19 protein-coding genes and 2 tRNA genes are annotated in these 19225 nt (G+C 66.1%); 15 read left to right on the plus strand and 6 right to left on the minus strand.

Translation table 11 applies throughout. The annotated features are described in order from the left end of the window. The first annotated feature begins 176 nt into the window (after positions 1-176). The 5 genes from ABZ321_RS06860 (at position 177) to amcA (ending at position 4918) form a co-directional block, all read left to right on the plus strand. Complete coding sequence (locus ABZ321_RS06860; RefSeq protein ID WP_344501211.1) at positions 177-530, plus strand: sterol carrier family protein; 354 nt, start codon at positions 177-179, stop codon at positions 528-530. 184 nt (positions 531-714) lie between these two features. Further along, positions 715-2274, plus strand: a complete 1560-nt coding sequence (gene purF, locus ABZ321_RS06865; protein ID WP_344501210.1) for an amidophosphoribosyltransferase — start codon at positions 715-717, stop codon at positions 2272-2274. Between the two features lie 57 nt (positions 2275-2331). Beyond that, positions 2332-3486 (plus strand): phosphoribosylformylglycinamidine cyclo-ligase, encoded by a 1155-nt coding sequence (gene purM, locus ABZ321_RS06870; RefSeq protein ID WP_344501209.1) that lies wholly within the window; start codon positions 2332-2334, stop codon positions 3484-3486. Between the two features lie 159 nt (positions 3487-3645). Then, positions 3646-4737 (plus strand): cyclophane-forming radical SAM peptide maturase AmcB, encoded by a 1092-nt coding sequence (gene amcB, locus ABZ321_RS06875; RefSeq protein ID WP_344501456.1) that lies wholly within the window; start codon positions 3646-3648, stop codon positions 4735-4737. Then, a complete protein-coding gene (gene amcA / locus ABZ321_RS06880; RefSeq protein ID WP_354889862.1) occupies positions 4721-4918 on the plus strand; it encodes a multiple cyclophane-containing RiPP AmcA in 198 nt (65 codons plus the stop codon). The genes amcB and amcA overlap by 17 nt, the downstream gene beginning before the upstream one ends. Positions 4919-5056: 138 nt before the next feature. Here the strand turns inward: amcA and ABZ321_RS06885 are convergent, their stop codons facing one another. Together ABZ321_RS06885 and ABZ321_RS06890 are read right to left on the minus strand one after the other, a co-directional pair. Next, positions 5057-5287, minus strand: coding sequence for a DUF3073 domain-containing protein (locus ABZ321_RS06885; RefSeq protein WP_033365009.1), 231 nt, complete (start codon positions 5285-5287; stop codon positions 5057-5059). Between the two features lie 197 nt (positions 5288-5484). Further along, positions 5485-6543, minus strand: a complete 1059-nt coding sequence (locus ABZ321_RS06890; protein ID WP_344501207.1) for a Glu/Leu/Phe/Val dehydrogenase dimerization domain-containing protein — start codon at positions 6541-6543, stop codon at positions 5485-5487. 99 nt (positions 6544-6642) lie between these two features. Between ABZ321_RS06890 and ABZ321_RS06895 the strand changes: the two genes are divergently transcribed. Both ABZ321_RS06895 and ABZ321_RS06900 read left to right on the plus strand, forming a co-directional pair. Then, the gene (locus tag ABZ321_RS06895; protein ID WP_344501206.1) at positions 6643-7482 is read left to right on the plus strand and encodes a hypothetical protein; all 840 of its coding nucleotides are present in this window, start codon (positions 6643-6645) and stop codon (positions 7480-7482) included. A 424-nt stretch (positions 7483-7906) separates the two neighbouring features. Then, positions 7907-8116, plus strand: a complete 210-nt coding sequence (locus ABZ321_RS06900) for a BldC family transcriptional regulator (protein ID WP_033365012.1) — start codon at positions 7907-7909, stop codon at positions 8114-8116. A gap of 117 nt (positions 8117-8233) precedes the next feature. On the opposite strand, the gene ABZ321_RS06905 is transcribed toward ABZ321_RS06900, so the two are convergent. After that, entirely contained in the window at positions 8234-8614 is a 381-nt protein-coding gene (locus ABZ321_RS06905) for a PPOX class F420-dependent oxidoreductase (RefSeq protein WP_344501205.1), read from the minus strand. A gap of 102 nt (positions 8615-8716) precedes the next feature. Here ABZ321_RS06905 and ABZ321_RS06910 point away from each other — a divergent pair, with 102 nt between their 5' ends. Together ABZ321_RS06910 and soxR are read left to right on the plus strand one after the other, a co-directional pair. Continuing rightward, positions 8717-9415 (plus strand): glycosyltransferase family 2 protein, encoded by a 699-nt coding sequence (locus ABZ321_RS06910; protein ID WP_344501204.1) that lies wholly within the window; start codon positions 8717-8719, stop codon positions 9413-9415. A gap of 5 nt (positions 9416-9420) precedes the next feature. After that, positions 9421-9891 carry a redox-sensitive transcriptional activator SoxR gene (gene soxR / locus ABZ321_RS06915; protein WP_354889865.1) on the plus strand — a complete coding sequence of 157 codons (471 nt, stop codon included), beginning with the start codon at positions 9421-9423 and terminating at the stop codon, positions 9889-9891. Here the strand turns inward: soxR and ABZ321_RS06920 are convergent. Next, positions 9872-10822, minus strand: coding sequence for an NAD(P)H-quinone oxidoreductase (locus ABZ321_RS06920; protein WP_344501202.1), 951 nt, complete (start codon positions 10820-10822; stop codon positions 9872-9874). The two genes, soxR and ABZ321_RS06920, sit on opposite strands and share 20 nt — an antisense overlap. A 101-nt stretch (positions 10823-10923) precedes the next feature. Here ABZ321_RS06920 and ABZ321_RS06925 point away from each other — a divergent pair, with 101 nt between their 5' ends. Together ABZ321_RS06925 and ABZ321_RS06930 are read left to right on the plus strand one after the other, a co-directional pair. After that, entirely contained in the window at positions 10924-11454 is a 531-nt protein-coding gene (locus tag ABZ321_RS06925; RefSeq protein WP_354889868.1) for a hypothetical protein, read from the plus strand. A 166-nt stretch (positions 11455-11620) separates the two neighbouring features. Then, positions 11621-11708, plus strand: a tRNA-Ser gene (locus tag ABZ321_RS06930). 156 nt (positions 11709-11864) lie between these two features. On the opposite strand, the gene ABZ321_RS06935 is transcribed toward ABZ321_RS06930, so the two are convergent. Beyond that, positions 11865-13076 carry an ISAs1 family transposase gene (locus ABZ321_RS06935; RefSeq protein ID WP_354889870.1) on the minus strand — a complete coding sequence of 404 codons (1212 nt, stop codon included), beginning with the start codon at positions 13074-13076 and terminating at the stop codon, positions 11865-11867. A gap of 462 nt (positions 13077-13538) precedes the next feature. Here ABZ321_RS06935 and ABZ321_RS06940 point away from each other — a divergent pair, with 462 nt between their 5' ends. After that, entirely contained in the window at positions 13539-15170 is a 1632-nt protein-coding gene (locus ABZ321_RS06940) for a PD-(D/E)XK nuclease family protein (RefSeq protein ID WP_354890209.1), read from the plus strand. Continuing rightward, on the plus strand, positions 15170-15967 hold the full coding sequence (locus ABZ321_RS06945; RefSeq protein WP_354889872.1) for a hypothetical protein: 798 nt from the start codon (positions 15170-15172) through the stop codon (positions 15965-15967). The genes ABZ321_RS06940 and ABZ321_RS06945 overlap by 1 nt, the downstream gene beginning before the upstream one ends. On the opposite strand, the gene ABZ321_RS06950 is transcribed toward ABZ321_RS06945, so the two are convergent. Further along, positions 15964-17085, minus strand: coding sequence for an ImmA/IrrE family metallo-endopeptidase (locus tag ABZ321_RS06950; RefSeq protein ID WP_354889874.1), 1122 nt, complete (start codon positions 17083-17085; stop codon positions 15964-15966). The genes ABZ321_RS06945 and ABZ321_RS06950 overlap by 4 nt on opposite strands. Before the next feature lie 544 nt (positions 17086-17629). On the opposite strand from ABZ321_RS06950, the gene ABZ321_RS06955 reads away from it, so the two are divergent. Both ABZ321_RS06955 and ABZ321_RS06960 read left to right on the plus strand, forming a co-directional pair. Beyond that, positions 17630-17718 (plus strand) — tRNA-Ser (locus ABZ321_RS06955). Positions 17719-17784: 66 nt separating this feature from the next. Then, positions 17785-19173: a Fic/DOC family N-terminal domain-containing protein gene (locus ABZ321_RS06960; protein WP_354889876.1), complete on the plus strand. Its 1389-nt coding sequence runs from the start codon at positions 17785-17787 to the stop codon at positions 19171-19173. Positions 19174-19225 lie beyond the last annotated feature (52 nt).

The raw sequence follows: 19225 nt of genomic DNA on the forward strand, positions 1-19225 counted from the left end.
CCCTCCGGATCTTGACTTCACCCGAGCGTCTCTGCCGAGCATGTCTGTCGATGGTCCATCATGCGAGCGGGGCTCGCTTTGCATGGTGCGCCGCAGCAAACTATGCCTTGTCCACAGGGGTCGGCGAAAGGCGCAGGGTGTTGCGACCGGCCCACAGGCGGTCGTATCGTCCCGTCATGTCCACTCCGCACCGATATTCCGACACGGTGCAGACCGTCCTTGATGCGATGGATGCCGGGCTCGTTCCGGACCGGTTCGCGCTGCGTGACGCTGTGCGCGAGCTTCTCGCTGACCTGCGGTCCCGTGTTCCCGGCCGTTCGGTGGAGGTGCGGGTTCCTCCATACGGTGCGATTCAATGTGTCGAGGGTCCGCGTCACACGAGAGGTACGCCACCCAACGTCGTGGAGACCGACCCAGCCACCTGGCTGGAGATCGCCACGGGTCGGAAATCGTGGCATGAAGCAGTCACCACCGGGAAGATCCGCGCGAGCGGAGTTCGGGCTGATTTATCGGCCTATCTACCCTTGTAACTGCGCAATTCGTACGTGACACTGGTTACGAACCGCGCGTGAACTGTGGCTGTGCGTCATGCCGAATTCCTCGCGTACACTTTGGGGCGCGAAGGCGACCGAATTGCGGCGCCTATCAGGTCGGATTCCCCTCGACCCACACCGCCGACGAACCCCGACGAACTGCGACGACAGGAGCGGCAACGTGCCCCGAGGCGATGGCCGGTTGAGCCACGAGCTCGACCCCCAGCGTCCAGGTCCTCAGGACAAGTGCGGTGTGTTCGGCGTCTGGGCGCCGGGCGAAGAGGTCGCGAAGATGACCTACTACGGGCTGTATGCATTGCAGCACCGTGGCCAGGAAGCGGCCGGCATCGCGGTTTCCGACGGCTCAGGCGTGGTGGTGTACAAGGACCTCGGCCTCGTGTCGCAGGTCTTCGACGAGCCGACCCTGGCGAGCCTGCGCGGCCACATCGCGATCGGCCACGCCCGCTATTCGACCACCGGCGGATCCAACTGGGAGAACGCGCAGCCCACGCTGCGCTCCACCGCCCCCGGCGAGGACCGCGGCGGCACCACGATCGCCCTGGCGCACAACGGCAACCTGGTCAACACGGCCGAGCTGGCCCGCCGCGTCGCCGAGCTCGGCGAGCGCGACCAGATGAACTCGACCAACGACACCGCTCTGGTGACGGCGCTGCTCGCGGCCCGCCCGGACCTGTCGGTGGAGGCCGCGGCGCTGGAGGTGCTGCCGACCCTGCGCGGCGCGTTCAGCTTCGTGTTCATGGACGAGGACACCCTGTATGCGGCCCGCGACGTCAACGGCGTCCGCCCGCTGGTGCTCGGCCGCCTGGAGCGCGGCTGGGTGGTGGCCAGTGAGACCGCCGCGCTGGACATCGTCGGCGCCAGCATCGTGCGCGAGATCGAGCCCGGCGAGCTGATCGCCATCGACGAGCACGGCCTGCGCTCCACCCGCTTCGGCACCCCCGATCCCAAGGGCTGCCTGTTCGAGTACGTCTACCTGGCCCGCCCCGACACCACGATCGTCGGGCGCAACGTGCACGCCGCGCGCGTGGCGATCGGCCGCACGCTCGCCAAGGAGCACCCGGTCGAGGCCGACATGGTCATGCCGGTGCCGGAGTCGGGCACCCCGGCCGCGATCGGCTACGCGACGGAGTCCGGCATCCCGTTCGGCCACGGCCTGGTCAAGAACGCCTATGTCGGGCGCACCTTCATCCAGCCGTCCCAGACGATCCGCCAGCTGGGCATCCGGCTCAAGCTCAACCCGCTGCGCGACAACGTGCGGGGCAAGCGCCTCGTCGTCGTCGACGACTCTGTCGTGCGCGGCAACACTCAACGTGCGATCGTGCGTATGCTGCGAGAAGCTGGTGCGGTCGAAGTGCACGTCCGCATCTCGTCGCCGCCGGTCAAGTGGCCGTGCTTCTACGGCATCGACTTCGCCACCCGGGCGGAGCTGCTCGCCAACGGGCTCGACCTGGAGGGGATCCGCCGGTCGATCGGCGCCGACTCGCTCGGCTACGTGTCGCTGCCCGGCCTGATCGCGGCGACCGAGCAGCCGGCCAACCGGCTGTGCAGCGCGTGCTTCGACGGTCAGTACCCGATCGAGCTGCCGGCCGACAACGTGATCGGCAAGCACGTCCTGGAAGGTGTGGCGCGCGCTGCGGGGGCCGCTTCCACCACGACCGACGGTGGCGCGGTCAGCGTCGCCGCCAGTCCGGGCGGCTCGGGCGCACTGCTGCGCCCGTGACCCGCCCACCCGTAGCACCATGCGGTGGCCGCCGCCAAGGCAATCAAAGGGGAGAAAGTGACGCACGTGGATGAGCGCGCCGAGAAGGCCGGTGAGACCGGCCAGGGCAGCACCCCCGAGCGGCAGTTGTGGACCGCCGGTAACGGCAGGGGCCGCAGGCGCACCGTGACGTACGCCGACGCGGGCGTGTCGATCCACGCCGGCGAGAAGGCCGTCGAGCTGCTCCGCACCAAGGTGCACCGCACGCACCGGCCCGAGGTCATGGGTGACATCGGCGGGTTCGCGGGCCTGTTCCGGCTCGACCTCAAGAAGTACAAGAGCCCGATCCTCGCCTCGTCCACCGACGGCGTCGGCACGAAGCTCGCCATCGCCCAGGCCATGGGCATCCACGACACGGTCGGCATCGACCTCGTCGCGATGGTCGTCGACGACCTGGTGGCCTGCGGCGCCGAGCCGCTGTTCCTGCTCGACTACATCGCCTGCGGCGAGGTCGTGCCGGACCGGGTCGCCGAGATCGGCGCCGGTATCGCCGACGGCTGCCGCTACGCGGGCTGCGCCCTGCTCGGTGGCGAGACGGCCGAGCACCCCGGCGTGATGCGCCCGGACGAGTACGACATCTCCGGCACCGGCGTCGGCGTCGTCGAGGAGGACAAGATCCTCGGCCGCGACCGGGTCGAGGTCGGTGACGTCGTCATCGCCCTGCGCTCCTCGGGCCTGCACTCCAACGGCTACTCCCTGGTCCGGCACGTGCTGCTCGGCGCGGGCCGCATGCGCCTGGACAGCGTCATCGACGAGTTCGGCTCGCAGCGCACCCTCGGTGAGGAGCTGCTCACGCCGACCCGGATCTACGCGAAGGACTGCCTCGACCTCATCACCGAGAGCGAGGTCCACGCGTATGCCCACGTCACCGGCGGCGGCATCCCGGGCAACCTGGTCCGCGTCCTGCCGGAGAACGTGGACGCCGTCGTCGACCGTGCGACCTGGCGGCCGCAGCCCATCTTCGACCTCGTGCGCACCAAGGGGCGCATCGAGGACATGGAGATGGAGAGCACGTTCAACATGGGCATCGGCATGCTGACCGTCGTCTCCGCCGAGGACGCGGACCGCACCCTGGCGTTCCTCGCCGGTCGCGGCCTGGACGCCTGGCAGGTCGGCGAGGTCATCGAGGGCACCGGCCAGGTGCAGATGGTCGGCTCGCACACGCGAGGCTGACCGTCCCCCTGGGGATGCCGGAAGCTGTCGGAATAGGCGGGATTGGGGAAGTCTCGCCTATTCCGATCTCCAGGTCTTACCGCGGAGGGGGAAGAGACCTAGGCTGAAGCGACACGTCCCTACACCCAAAAGGAGGACGGGGCGGTGTCGTGGAGCGGCATGCGCGGCATCTCGCCGGTGCCAGGCTACGTCGTGATGCAGCCCACGACGTTGTGCAACCTTGACTGCACGTACTGCTACCTGCCGTTCCGGTCCCGCAACGACCGGATGAGCCCCGCCGTCGCGGGCGCGGTCGCCGCGTCGGTCAACGGGTGGGCCGCCGGCAACGACCGCTTCTCCGTGGTGTGGCACGGCGGCGAGCCGCTGACCGCCGGGCGGGTCGCGCTCGCCGAGCTGATGGCCCCGTTCGAGGGCGTCGAGCACCACGTACAGACGAACGCGACGCTCATCGACGACGACTGGTGCGAGTTCTTCACCGAGCACCAGATGCACGTCAGCGTCAGCGTCGACGGGCCACCCGAGCTCAACGACCAGCGGGTCGACCGGGCGGGCTCCCCCTCGTACAGCCGGATCCAGCGCGGCATCGAGACGCTGCGGCGGCACGGGATCCCCTTCTCGGCGCTCTGCGTCGTCAGCGCGCCCGGGCCGGGCCTCGCCACCCGGCTCTACGACTACTTCCTCGGCCTCGGCTGCGACGTCCTCGGGATCAACATCGAGGAGCAGGAGGGCGTCAACGCCCGCGCGAACGACCACGGCACCGCCGCGGTCCGCGGCTTCTGGGCCGAGCTCGTCGCGGCGTGGCGGCGCGACCCGCGCATCCACGTGCGGGAGATCGAGTGGACGCTGCGCTACGCGGGCGCGGTCCTGGCCGGCGGCGCCGACGGCGTGCTGCCCGCCGCGCTCGACCCGATCCCGACGATCGCCGCCGACGGGCGCGTCTTCCTGCTCTCACCCGAGCTGGCGGGCTTCACGGACGCGCGCTACGGCGACTTCTCCTCCGGCAGCGTCCTGCAGACCCCGCTGGCCGAGATCCTGGCCGGTGCGGCCGGCTCGGCCGGGTGGGTGCCGGAGTACCTGCGCGGCGTCGAGGCGTGCCGCTCGACGTGCGCGTACTTCGGCTTCTGCGGCGGTGCCCACGCGGCGAACCGCTACTTCGAGCACGGCAGGTTCGACAGCACCGAGACGAATCACTGCCGCAACAGCAAGATTTGCCTTCTGGAGGGAGTGCTGGACCATGCCGGAGCACGCTGACCCGGTCACCGAGCGCGTCCACGGAGCCGCTGACGGCCTCCGTGTGCTGCTCGACGAGGCCGCCGTGGCAAGGGCCGCCCGCTCGGAGGCGAGTGGTCAGGACGGCGCGAGCGCCGTCTGCGCCTGGAACCACTTCGAGAACATCCCGACCTTCTACAACTGGAACAACCGTCCCCGTTGAGGGCTGGTCCAGCAGCGTCAGGCTATGACCAGACACCCACGCGGTGTGCCGTCGAGAGAACGGCCACCGCGCGGGTGTCTCGGACATGACGCGGGCACGTGGGGTCGCCACGTGCCCGTCAGCCGGGTAGACCGATGATCAACGACTCCGTGAGCGCCAATCGCTGTCGCTGGAGGAGTCGTCGTAGTTACCGTCGTCCTCGTCGTCGGCCTCATCGTCGACTTGATCGCCGGATCCGGCGTAGTCGTCGTAAGACTTCGGGCTGCCCGCGAGCTCGCGCTGCAACGCGTCGAGGTCGGTGTTTGGGGAGTGATACTTCAACTCCCTGGCCACCCTAGTCTGCTTGGCCTTCGCACGGCCGCGCCCCATGGCTCGACCCCCTCGCACAGAATTACGGGGCAGCCATTACCGGCAGGCCCCGACAACGTCAGGCATCTCTCGTGGCTCTTACGGTACATGTCGAGGGCACCTTTCGGCATCTCGCCCCTGCCGACCAATTCGGTGGCGTTGCTTACCCGACCGGACCGGTTGGGTAAGCACCACCGTCGTACCGTGGTCGTCACGTCCTACAAGAGGATCGTACGGAGCCTTCCGACATCGGCCATCCGCCGTTCGGCGAGTCGGTCCGCGGCGGCCGCCGGCGGAACCCCCTCAGCCTCCGCGAGCTGCAGGATCTCCCGGGTGGTGTGGAAGATCCGGGCGGCCCGCTGCTGCGCCCGGGCGAAGTTGAAGCCTTCGATCTCGTCGGCCACCTGGATGACCCCGCCGGAGTTGACGACATAGTCGGGGGCGTAGAGCACGTCGCGCTCGGCGAGCAGTTTCTCCACCCCCGGGTGAGCCAGCTGGTTGTTCGCCGCGCCGGCGACGATCTTCGCGCGCAGCACGGCCACGGTCTCGTCGCTGAGCGCCCCACCGAGCGCGCACGGCGCATACACGTCCAGGTCGGCCGCGACGAGGTCTTCGCTGCTGTCGACCACGTCCACCTGCGGATAGGTGGTGCGGACCCACTCCAGGGCGCGCTCGTTGACGTCGGTCGCGACGATCGACGCGCCGTCCTCGATGAGGTGCTCGGTGAGGTGCTTGCCGACCTTGCCGAGCCCGGCGATGCCGACCCGCCGGCCGGCGAGCGTCGGGCTGCCCCAGCGGTGCTCCGCGGCAGCCCGCATGCCCTGGAAGACCCCATAGGCGGTAAGGACCGACGAATCACCCGCGCCGCCGTGCGACTCGGAGCGTCCCGTGACGAACCTGGTCTCCTTCGCCACGACGTCCATGTCCTGCACATAGGTGCCCACGTCGCACGCCGTGTAGTAACGACCGCCGAGCGACTGCACGAACCTGCCGTAGGCCCGCAGCAGCGCCTCACTCTTGTCCTTGTCCGGGTCACCCCAGATGACGGCCTTGCCGCCGCCGAGGTCAAGGCCGGCGAGCGCGTTCTTGTACGCCATGCCGCGGGAGAGGTCGAGCACGTCGTGCAGCGCGTCGTCCTCCGACGCATACGGGTAGAAGCGGGTCCCGCCCAACGCCGGTCCGAGCGCCGTCGAGTAGATGGCGATGATCGCGCGCAGGCCGGACGGCCGGTCGTGACAGTAGACGACCTGCTCGTGGCTGGTGGTGAAGACACCCATGGATGCTCCTGTGTCGGTGGGGGGCCCGATCCTCGTGAGACGGCGCCTGTACACCGACCCTAATACCGGTGGCCGACAGTTTCGTGCGACGATCGGCCCGTGCCGTCGCTCTTCGCGTCATATCTGCGGGTGTACGAGCCGCTGGCCGCTTTCGATCGCGACCACCAGCTGTACTGGCGTCGCTACGTCAAAGAGGGCCGGGCGGTCGCGCTGTCCGACGGCCCCGGGCGGCAGCGGACAGCGGTCATCGAGGCGCTCGGCGCCGGCTGGACGCGCCTGCCCGACCTGCCCGACGAGGCCTACGTCCTGGAGGCCGACGACACCCTGCTCGTCTGCCCGTGGAACCTGCGCATCCGGGTCGCCGAGGCGGCGCTCACCGCCCGCGACGGCGTGCCGAGCGTGATCGCCGACGCCTTCGTCCCGCCGGTGCTCGCCGGCCTGGCGCAGACCGTCGTCGACGACTGGCGCAGCGGCGACCACGTCCTGGAGCGCGGCATGCCCCGGGTGCACGAGCAGGTCGCCACGTGGGGGGTGCCCCTGCGCTGGTTCGTCTTCGTCGACCTGGAGGAGCGCGAGCTGTCGCTGCGCCCCGGGCGGCGGGTGCTGCGCTACCGCACCGAGATCTCCAAGGCCCGCCGGCGGGCGCACCGTGCCTATGCGGTGCTGCGCCGGGCCATCGGCGACGCGCCGATCACGGTCGCGGTCGAGGAGACGGCGCGCTGGCTGGAGGAGTTCCACTCCCGCTCGATCGTCGAGCTGGACTACGGCGGCCTGGTCGGCCTGCTGTCCGACGAGACCCTCATCGAGGACGACTCGCCGGGACTGGTGTCGGCGGGCCTGTCCAGCGTGGCCCGCGGCGACGCCGACGAGGCGACCGAGGTGTACGAGAAGCTGGTCGAGCGCTGGCGCGCCGTGCAGCTCCTGGAGCGCTGCAACTAACCCCGGTCCGGCCCTTTCCGGCCATCACACCCCGCACGCATGGCGTCGCGGGGTGTTTTGCCGTGGATTTCGATCACCGTAAATGTCCGAATCCCAACAACCACGAACGGGTGTCACCCTTCGCAACCGAATCGCTCCGAAGTGGTGTCCGTTATGGGTTATTGGGAGGACTTTGTGGGCTACCGCTCACCCGGTCGGGTGAGCTAGATTCGTATCGGCTCACCCACAGAGCGTCACATCCGGTCCCGCTTTATCCCATTTCGTGTCACCAAATTGGGAAAATTCACTTATTCATCATCCGTCCATACAGGGACCTTCAGCCGTTCGGCCCATGTCGGACATCGGGGACTAGCCGGACCATAGGAAACGCGTCGGCCGGCGGGACCCCGTCCGACGTTCCTGGGTACCTGTGGAGGAGTGACCGATGCCATCTCGCACGCATGAGCCTGAGCCGTTGCTAACACCGGCTGAGGTCGCGTCGATGTTCCGCGTCGACCCGAAGACCGTCACCCGATGGGCGAAGGCGGGCAAGCTGAGCGCCATCCGCACCCTCGGAGGCCACCGCCGCTATCGCGAATCCGAGGTGCGCGCGCTGCTCCAGGGACAGATCCCGCAGCAGCGCCAGGGCGACTGAGGCGCAACCCTACCTCGCGCATTCCTCCGGTGCCAAACGACACGCTTGTTCCCGCGACGCGCTCGGATCGTCACCCCCCGGTGATCCGGGCGCGTTGCTTTGTGCGGACACAGCCGTTCAGCCCAGCGTGATCCGCACCCCGACCGTGCCGTCCTCGCCGCGCCGCCGGACGCTCATCCAGACGAAGAGGCGGCCACGCAGGCCGTACTTGCGCTTGATGAGCTCGCGGGCGGTGCGGCCGCCGTCCGCGCCGAGGATCGTCGCGTGCCCCGGCACCGCCTCGCCGGTCGGCACTCCCCGGACCGTGCACGGCGCCACCGTCACCGCGCCGTCCCGGCGGATCCGCTTCACCTTGCCGGAGTCGGCGACGGTCCAGATCACCAACGCGTCACCGTCGGGCGCCACCCACACCGGCGTCGACACCGCGGTGCCGTCCCGCCGGAACGTCGTCACCGCGATGTACGCTTCGTCGCCCAGCTGCTTCGCCGCACTCGTCATAGGCCACACCGTACGTAGGTGCAAGCGCTCGTGGGGACATCACACGCGCGGGTGATGAAAGGCTAGTCTGATGGTCCCAACCAGAACTCTTCGGAGATCGTGATGAAGCTGTCGATCCTGATGCCGGTCTACAACGAGGAGGTCCGCGTCGCCGACGCCGTCAAACAGGCGCTCGACGTGGACTACCCGACGGAGACCGAGCTTGTCATCGTCGACGACGGCAGCCGGGACCGCACCGCCGAGATCCTCAACGGGCTGCACGACGAGCGCATCCGCGTCGTCATCCACCCGAGGAACAAGGGCAAGGGCGCGGCCATCCGCACCGCGGTCGAGCACGCCACGGGCGACTACATGGTCATCCTCGACGCTGACCTCGAATACGACCCACAGGACATCCCGAAGCTGCTCGAGCCGGTCCTCGACGGCCGCGCGACCGTGGTCTACGGCAACCGCACCTTCGGCAGCCACAGCTCCTTCTCGTTCTGGTACGTCATGGGCAACAAGGCCGTCACCACGGCCGCCAACATGCTGTACAACTGCTACCTCGGCGACCTCGAGACCTGCTTCAAGCTCATGCCCGTCGAGCTGTACCGGTCGCTGCAGATCAAGTCCGCCGGCTTCGGCATGGAGGCCGAGGTGACCGGCAAGCTGCTGCGCAACCGGCACCGTCCCTACGAGGTGCCGATCAGCTACCGCGCCCGCACCCGCGAAGAGGGCAAGAAGATCACCTGGAAGGACGGCGTCGAGGCGCTGTGGATCCTCTCCCGTGAGCGCGTCCGCAAGCCGTCGCACAAGCGCTGAGCCGTATGGCTGAGCTGCTCACGATCGGCGAGCTCTCGGCGCGCAGCGGGGTCGCGCCGTCCGCGCTGCGGTTCTACGAGAAGCTCGGCCTGATCCACTCCACCCGCACCGGCGGCAACCAGCGCCGTTACGAGCGCACCGAGCTGCGCCGGGTCTCGTTCATCAGGATCTCCGCGCAGGTCGGCATCCCCCTGGAGACGATCAAGGAGGCGCTGGCGTCGCTGCCGGCCAACCGCACCCCGACCCGCGCCGACTGGGCCCGGCTGTCCCGCAACTGGCGCGGCCACCTCGACGAGCAGATCGCGCTCCTGGAGCGGCTCCGCGACACCCTGACCGGCTGCATCGGGTGCGGCTGCCTCTCCCTGCGCAGCTGCACCCTCGCCAACACGGCCGACCGCCTCGCCTCCCGCGGCCCGGGCCCGGTGATCCTGACCGACCCTCCTACGGCCGACCCTTCTACGGCCGAGTCAGAATGATCTTGCCGAAGTGCTCGCTGGACGCCATCAGCCGGTGCGCCTCCGCGGCGTCCGGCAGCGGGATCCTGCTGTGCACGACCGGCCCGACGATGCCCTCGTCCATCAGGGGCCAGACCTCCTCCCGTACACCTCGGATGATCGCCGCCTTCTGCGCCTTCGACCTGGACCGCAGGGCCGTCGCGGACACGCTGCCCCGCTTCGCCAGCAGCGCACCGAGGTCGAGCTCCGCCTTGCGGCCACCCTGCATGCCGATCACCACCAGCCGGCCGCCCTCCTTGAGCGCCTTCACGTTGCCCTTGAGGTAGGCGCCGCCGATGATGTCGAGGATGACGTCGGCCTTCACCGTCTCGCTGAAGTCCTCCGCCGTGTAGTCGATCACCCGCTCCGCGCCGAGCTTCTTCAACGCCTCGTGCTTGGGCGCCCGGGCCGTCGTCACCACGTGCGCCCCGAGCGCCGCGCCCAGCTGCACCGCGAACGTGCCGATCCCGCTGCCGCCGCCGTGCACCAGCAGCGTCTCGCCCGGCTGGAGCCCCGCGACCTCGACCACGTTGGAGAAGACCGTCGCCGCCACCTCGGGCAGCGCCGCGGCGTCCTCGAGGCTCACGTTCCGCGGCACCGGCAGCACCTGCCCTGCCGACGCCACCGCCAGCTCCGCGTAGCCGCCACCCTCGATGAGGGCGCAGACCTCCTGCCCGGCCTGCCACTGCGGCGACCGGCTCTCGACGACCCGCCCCGACACCTCCATGCCCGGATACGGCGGCGCCCCCTCCGGCGGCGGATAGAGCCCCTGCCGCTGCAGCAGGTCGGCGCGGTTGACCCCCGCCGCACGCACCTCGATCAGCACCTCACCGTCGGCCGGCACCGGATCGGGCACCTCGCTCCAGCGCAGTACCTCAGGACCACCAGCCTGCTCGATCGTGATCGCGCGCATGCCACCCATTTTGCGCCACGCGATGATCGCGCATCCACGCCGTCCACATCGGCCCCGGCTCCGCCGGCGTCGTCCGCGTCGGCCCTGTCGTGGGTCCTGCCGTGGGTCCCCCCGTCGGGTCCGTCGTCGGCTGCGCGGTCGGTCCGCCCGTCGGCCCGGTGGTCGGCTGGGTCGTCGGCTCCGTCGTGGGCTCTGCCGTCGTCTGCGGCGTCTGTACAGCGGGGGCCCCGGCCCTCTCGACGCGCTTCACCGGCTTCTTCGCCGTCTGCACCGGCCGCTGCGGCTGCACGGCCCCCGGCACCGCCCGAACCGGCGGCGTGCCGAGCTCCAGGACCGGCTGGGGCGCGGCGGGCACCCCGTACATGTTGACGTCCACCACCGGCTCGGGCATCGCCATCCCCTGCTCGGCCCGCTGCGGCTGCGGCGCCGGCGCGCCCCGCTGCGGCGACTCCCACCCCGCCGCGCCGATCACCACCCCGAGCGCCGCCACCCCGACCCCACCCGCGACCAGCGCCACCAACGGATGCCTGACGATCCGCCGGTGCCTGGTGACGTACGCTGCCCGTGGATCGTTGAAGAAGAGATGCATCCCTACCGGCCCCCGCCCGTGGTGTGTCTGTCACTTCCCCTGAGTCTGCGCAGCTCCCACTAATGAGATGCGACATTTGGGACGGAGTGTCACGATGTCATCTGGTCGCGGTCGCCCAGTCCGCCACCGCCCCCAGGACATCCGGCCTCCCTCACACGGGTGACCACCACCGCCCCGGGGCGATCTGGCAGACTGTTCGACGTTCCGCTGGAGGGCTCGCCTAGTGGCCGATGGCGCCGGTCTTGAAAACCGGTGAGGCGTTCCGCGTCTCCGTGGGTTCGAATCCCACGCCCTCCGCAAGCGATCTGCCGATATGCCTGCTGAGCAGTTCAAACGCTGGCGGCAGGCGCCCTCGCACCTGCCGCCGGATGCCTCACTAGATCTCGGCCGTGCCCGCCCTGGCTCACCCGTCGTGCATGAGCTGTGCATGAGAGTCGCTCGCGTGACCCAGGGTCATTGCGTTGTCGGGTAGTGGCTGGTCACAGCATCGATGAGGTCGTGTGAGCGGCGGTCGGCTCGTCGGTTGGCGCGGGCGATGTTGGTGGCGCCGTGGACGCGGTGGTAGACGATTGCGGTGTTGCGCAGGGTGGCGATGACGGCGGGTCCGGTGCCGGTCCGGGCTTGATGTTGGTCTTCACGGAACGTGACGTCTCGGACGTGGTGGAGGCGGTTCTCGATGTGCCAGTGGCGGCGGATCCAGTCCTGTAGTTCGGCGGGTTGGGCGTCGGCGGCGGGTAGGGACACGGTCAGGTAGGCGGTTTCGCGGCTGGTCCGTCCGGCGGTGATGCGGGTGCGGGTGATCCGGACGGCCTGTTCGGCGTGTGGGAACGCGATCCCGCCGGGGGTGTGCAGGGTGATCGCTTTGACGGTGCGGGTCTCGCGGCGGCCGTGGCCGTGGTCGCGGGTGCGGTCCCCGGCCGGGACCTGTGCCCAGGGCAGTCGTTTGAGCTGGGCGTGCAGGGTTGGCTGGTTGGCCTTTACCTGGACGAGCAGGTGCGCGCCGCGGGTGGCGACCTCGGTGCCGTGCCGGGTCTGGGTGTGCAGGGCGTCGGCGACGAACACGACCCCGCCCGGGTCGCCGTGGACGGCTTGGACCGCGTCGAGCAGCGGCGCGAACGCGGGGATCTCGTTCGACTTCGCCTCGATGGTCACCTGGGCCAGGACGATGCCGGTGCTGGTGTCCAGTGCGGTGAGGAGGTGGACCTGGCCGCCGTCGGGGCGGCGGGCGCCTCGCAGGGTCTTGCCGTCCACGGCAATGACGGTGCGGTACCGGCGTGGCCGGTGCGGTGTCGGCCGGGTGCGGATGCGCAGCCAGCCGGCGAGGGCCTGGGCGAGCAGGCCGGCGTCGAGGCGGGTCAGCAGCCGCCACACCGTTGTGCCCGCTGGGAGCCGGCGATCGAACCCGAGCCGGGCCCGGGCATGTTCGTCGAGGTCGTGCAGCCAGTCGCTGATCGCGGCGAAGGACGACGCACCGGCAAGGACGGCGCAGACCGCAACGGTGAGCAGACTGACGAGCGGATACCGGATCCCGCGTGAGTCACGAGGGTCCGGGACTGCGGCGAGAGCGTGCAGCAGCCCGCCGTGCTCACGATCGGTGACTGGGTCAGGCGCGAAGTCCCCGCCTGGTGCGGTGACAGTCAGTGCGGGGATGAGGGATGATGCCATCTGCGGGTGAGGTCCTTGCGGTGGTCACGGGGCGTCGAGAACTCCATGATCACCGATGCGGCCTCGCCCGCTTCTTCGCCCCCGAGCAGCGGTACCTCACCGCATGAGCCCCTGCTCAGAACCTCGTCGCTCGACTATGCAATCGCCCTGCCTCGACTACGACAGGCTGAACCCGTACCTGGAAGAGAGCACGCATCCGCGAACGCTCACCGCGTACATAAGGCCCGAAGCGACACGACCATCAACCCGAGTGCGGCGCCGACTGCAACGTGGCACATACCGCGTCGGCGCCGCACCCGCCGGGAGATGCTCCTCCAATCGGGCAACCATGACGGCCGATCGAGCTCACCGCTTCCTCCTTCCGTGCATAGTCACCGGCCAGACGAATTCAGCCTTAGGGGCGACTACCACTGATGGGCTGCCTATGAGAAGGTGTTGGCCGATAGGTGGGAGGTCGTGGCAATGCCCGCATGGCAGCCAGAGGGTTTCTCCCTCTCGCCGGAAAATCTATTTAAGATTTCGGCTTCGGACGTCGATAACGATCAACTCTGTCCGCAACACGGTTTCGTGAAATCTCGATCCGGAACCAGTATTCTCGGAACTCATGGGTGGCGTAAAACCTACGACCCCGAGGATTTTCCTTTAAAGCGATTCTTGATTGCCCTATCCCGATATCACGCAAGGCGCACTCAAGGCGACTCGCACGATCCCGCTTTCGTGAAGGCCGAAGATGCCTATCGAGACTGTCATCCTGGATTGCTTTCATACCTAGGGAAGGCGCTTGAAAACTATCTGGACTTCTTAGATGCGCGGCAAAGTTTGGCTGGCGAACCGCTTGTCTATCTTGGCTACGATCATTCGGCACGCGTGACTCCGAAAGGAGCAATAGCGGCGTGGGCACCGATCTATCGAACCGCGACAGGCAAGGTAGAGATCCACAGAATAAGAGAACGAAAAATTGATCCCCAAGTAAGCAACTGGGACATCATGGCTGGCCACCTCGGCGCATCCATGGCAGCAGGCTACGTCCGATCAGTCAATGTCATTGAGGTCCTTCTCTACCGGGGTCGCGGCGGAACGGGCGAGGCTGTCAAGTTCCAGGACGCGGACCCTAGAATGCTTGCAGACTTTTATGGAGAGAAGGTTCGACCTCGGGCGCTTCAGATTGTTGCGGGAGGCGCTCCCCAGCCAGGCCGAGATTGTGCCAGTTGCCGAGTGACCGCCGTATGTAATTCCCTCATTCCGATGGACGGCGCGCTGCATCAGTACGAGACTGGGCCCTACACGCGCTCCGTGTCGGCTACCGACCTTGCCATTTACGAACGCTGTCCCGCTCGATGGTACCTGGAAAGAAAGCTCCGCCTCCCAGTTGATGTGAATTCGTATAGTAATCCCTCATTAAACCGTGGGCGGCTGGTTCATGGGTGGCTTCGTGAGGCTCACAAGCGAGGCGTTGCATGCACCCATCAAGACGTTCCTGACGTTGCTGATCGATTGTCCTCCGATATAGCTGGCAACCTAACCAATGAGGAGTACGAGAGCATTCTTCCGTTTCTCCGCAGTCATCTTTCTAGATGCCCCCTCCTTGCGGCGATCGAGGTGCTGCATACTGAGTCCGCAGTCTATGGATGGGATCAAACAGCCGACACCATCATTGCGTCTGCGCCTGACATCGTTTATCTCGACTCTGATGTATTAGTCATTCGGGAGACGAAGACAACGGATTCCGCATTACCTGCGGGGGGCAACGAAGCAAGGGAGATGTTCGATGGAGTGGTGTATTGGCTGTTGAACCTGGCCGAGCATGGTTGGGTTGCAAGCTACGGGGCGAGCTCCGGCGTTGTTGAGCTCGAAGTTTTGACACCCTCTGCGTCCGGCGTATTCCGGTACAGCACAGACGATATGAGTCTGATGGTGGTTGCAGAGACGCGAGTGAAGCATACGGTCGAAGGCTGGCACGAAGACACAAGCTGGCCCTCGCGGCCAACCGAGCATTGTCGAACCTGCCCCGTCGCCCTGTGGTGCCCCGATTCCGAAAATTATATTACGACTCCGGCGGCTAGAGGTGCGCCTATGGGAGGAGGTCTCTTCTAGTGGCAGAACTGTCCAGGCCCCCGGCAACTCCGTTGATCTTTGCACATAGGCGAGTCAGCAGCATTCCGGCGCGAGAGGAGATTAAGGAAGATCAACCTCATGCGTTCAACGGGAACTTATGTCCGCGTGGAAGCGATACAGTACAGGTACTGGTTGACACCAGCATTTTGATCGCCACGGGAGCGGCTCACAATATCAATGGTGTAGCTCGATTTGACGGTCGTTACGCCGGCCGCGCCTTCACAACCCAGGCGATTCGCGACGAGATCAACCACCGAGCTCTGAACGCGAATCCCAATATTCCGACGCTGGCGTCTGCCGCAAAACGGGCTAGAGACTACTTGGTGAAGTCCGGCCGTGTGCAGGTTCAGAACACCCCGCAGACCCGCGAATTCTTCAGCAAGATGCAGCTAATCCACACTAAGCTGAGAGAACTCGCGAAGGCAAGACAGCCTTCAGGCGTGACGAGCAGCGAGATGCAGAAGCATGCAGGCGAGGCGACCTTAATAGCCATTGCTGGCCTGTATTCCAACCCAGTGCTTCTTACAAATGACGGTGGGGCAAGTCTTGCAGCGGCAGCCGAGGATCCGTCAATCAAGTCCTTGCATTTCGGCGATGTGCTAAAGGAGTTTGTCTGTCAATCAAAGGGAGAGTTGTCACTAGACCAAGCAAAGCTGGCGTTTATCGCGGCCTGTGAGGCATCAGGCATTCCTTTTGAGGCGAAGCCGGAAGATGAAGACGACTTCTTTACGTGTGGCTTGACTGCAGGAGCCGAAGCATGTCTATTCTGCACCTAGAAGTTAGGATTTTCGCCAGGACTCCAGCCTTGCCGTTCTAGGTCGCCTAGAATCGACGATTCCGATTGCCCCAAAACACTCGCAACCAATGATGCCGGAACGAGTCGCTGCCTGTATAGCTTCAAGGCCGACTCAAGTAGCCAGACTGATGCACTCGGGTCGTGCTGCCCAGCGATCAATTGCTCCCATGCCGAACCGAGGCCGGTTTCTCTCATCTGGTCCTTGACCAGGTCGCGTCGCAATCCCTCAACGGACGTCTGGGAGATTAGCCCTTCGGCACTAAGAAAAATTAGCGCTGCGTCTCGACTTACACCGAAATGCATCATTAGTTCACAAAGCGACTTCCTGTGATCGCTTCGCGTCGAGTGATAGCGCCACACTCTGCTTGCGGAACCGGTTGGCATCAAGAAGTGTCGCGCGAAACTCTCGGCTCGACGCTCCACGTCGGTCCCGCTAGTTGCTGTCTCCTCATTGTTAATCGAGACGAGCCCTGAATCTCGATACAAAACATGGCACAGTTCGTGTGCCAGTGTGTACCGCTGGCGAGTCCAATAGTCGGCTACGCGAAGGACGATAGCTGCGTCCCACGAGCCCAGAGCCTCGTCGTGAACGGTGACACCGTGCAGCCCGTCCGGCATGTCGGTACTCAGCTCGACCGGCACTCCGAGGGATTCGACAACAGAAACCAGGTCGCCAATTGGGCCGGCGGCATCAATAATTCCAAGTTTGCCCAACATTGCGCGTACCTGCTGGGCGGTGTTCCTGCCAGCGATCGGGGCAAACTTATCATGAGATATGACTTGTCGAAGTTTCTCCAAAGCGGAGGTTCGGTACGCGCTATCTGACGCGTACCAAGAACCGATAAGCCTCCGCGCTTCAATCAACTCAACACCGCGCTTTTGCGCATCAGCCGATACCTGCGTTGGGCTTGCAAGCGTGCCGGCACGGAGTGCCACCCCGGAGCTGCGATCTGCATCAACCAAGCCGGACAGCACAGTGACAGGCAGCGAGACGAGCGACGACATCATCAAGTATTCGTGCATCGCTGGCTGCTGCTCGCCAGCGATCGCGTTCGCTATCCACGCTGGCTCTTCCCCGAACTCGGCGATCGCCTTCAACCGAAGGTCCTCAACGGTGTACCGGGCCGCTTCCAGTGCTTGAACAAGCGCCGCGTGCCACGCTACGTCAACCCTGTCGTCCACTAGTACCTCCATACCTCCGCGTCCACCCTACGGCCGTGCACGCTGGTGCGCAGTCGTCCGCTCGGCGATGACTCGTCGAGCGTTCCGTCAAGTCGTATGCGGAGCGCCAGTAGATACATAATAGAACATCTGTTCGAAGATCCCCAGTCTCGTCCGCGTCACGGTTCGCACTACCGAGTTGATAGGAATGCCCGATTTGGTCGACCTTGAGGATAACGAGCGATCTATGGCCGACGACTCTTGATCGGAACCAAGCCGAGCGCTCGGCTGCGAAGTTGCTGGCAGCTGCACCACTGGTGGCAGTTGAGCCCGTATGACGACGCGGGTCGCCTGGGCGCCTCGTTGAGTCAGGTGATGACCGCCGAACTCCAGGCAATTGATGAGGCGCTGCTGTTGGTGCTCGGCCTGGACTAGCCGGTTGTACCCGAGTCGTGTCGAAAGGTCTCATCTGGGCTGCGTTGCGGCAGGTCAGCGATGGTTCGGTCTCTGGTCTTGAAAACCGGTGAGGCGTTCCGCGTCTCCGTGGGTTCGAATCCCACGCCCTCCGCGCTGTAGTTCCCCCCAATGCTCGCTGCGCTCGCACTGCCAGCGCTTGCGCGCGGCAGCCTCACACGCATGCGCGCCGCATCCCGGTGCTGTCCGCCGTCTGCAGACACTCGTGTTGCCGGACCCAGGGTCCTGGCAGATGTCAGTGAACCACCACTTGTGTGCAATGCACTCCCGCGATGTTGCGGTTTACAGACATCGTGCACATGTCACACATCGCCAAGATGTCACACATCTTGCACTACACTGCTATGCGTGGATCTCGGAGCCTTCGAACCCCAGGCGCCAGGACGGCTTGTCCGGATCACTGGCACGGACCCCAGCCATGGGCCGTGGGAACATGCGGCGTTCGTGCCCGACCCCCTTCCTCGGACCTCTCCGGACCTCTCCGCTCGCACCTACAGAGCTGTGGCAGACGCACGTGCCGCCTTGGCCGCACTGGACAGCACGGCTCGCCGGCTGCCGAATCCACGCATCTTCCGTCGTCCCGCACTTCAAGCAGAAGCGCAAAGCACATCTGCCTTGGAGGGCACGTACGCACCGCTGATCGAGGTGCTCACCGCAGACGAGGAGCGACCACCCAATCTCGACCTGCGGGAGGTATTGAATTACGTCCGGATGGGTGACACGGCTTTCGGCCTGATTGAATCCGGGCAGCAGCTGACCGTGTCCATGTTGGAGCAATTGCAAGGCATTTTGATGCGCGGAACCCGGAGCGAGGGTGGCAACTCGGGAGCGCTTCGCGATCACCAGGTGGTCGTCGGCCAGCGAGAAGGCGCACACCCGACGGCACCCCGCATCCATTCCGCGCGCTTTGTTCCTTCTCCGCCCGGCCTGGACCTCCGAGCCAGCCTGCAGGATCTGCTGGACTGGATGGTCGACACAGAGATCGCGCACGAGATAGATCCGGTCGTCGCCGCAGCACTCGCGCACTATCAATTTGAAACGCTACATCCGTTTCACGACGGCAACGGCCGAATCGGACGGTTCATCATCGTGGTTCACCTGCTGGGCCAGCAGGTCCTGCTGGAACCGACGTTGACGGTTTCACCCTGGTTCGAAGCTCGCCGCTCAGAGTACTACGACCAGCTCCTGGCAGTCAGCACGCGCGGGGACTGGGACTCATACATCCGGTTCTTTGCAACCGGTCTCGGCTCATCAGCCGACACAACCCACGAACGTATGCTTGCCTTGGTTGAAGTACAGAAGTCGTTCAAGGAGCGAATCCGAAGGTCAACCCTTCGCGCAGACACGGCCCACACACTTGCGGACTACGCAATTGCGAACACCACATTTACGGTTCGGGCAGTGGAAAGCTATCTCAGCATCTCCTATGGACGCGCCAACTCACTCGTCAATCAACTGGTTCAACTAGGGATCCTGGCGCCGCTGGACTCCGTGGGCGCTTTGAACCGCCGATTTTATGCGCCCGAGGTGCTGGACGTCGTGATCGGCTAATAGCGAGGCGCCGCCTCATTCCGCCACGTCAGTGATCGACCTCCAGCGCACA

Source organism: Dactylosporangium sp. NPDC006015, from assembly GCF_040614215.1.
GTDB classification, from domain to species: Bacteria; Actinomycetota; Actinomycetes; order Mycobacteriales; family Micromonosporaceae; genus Dactylosporangium; species Dactylosporangium maewongense.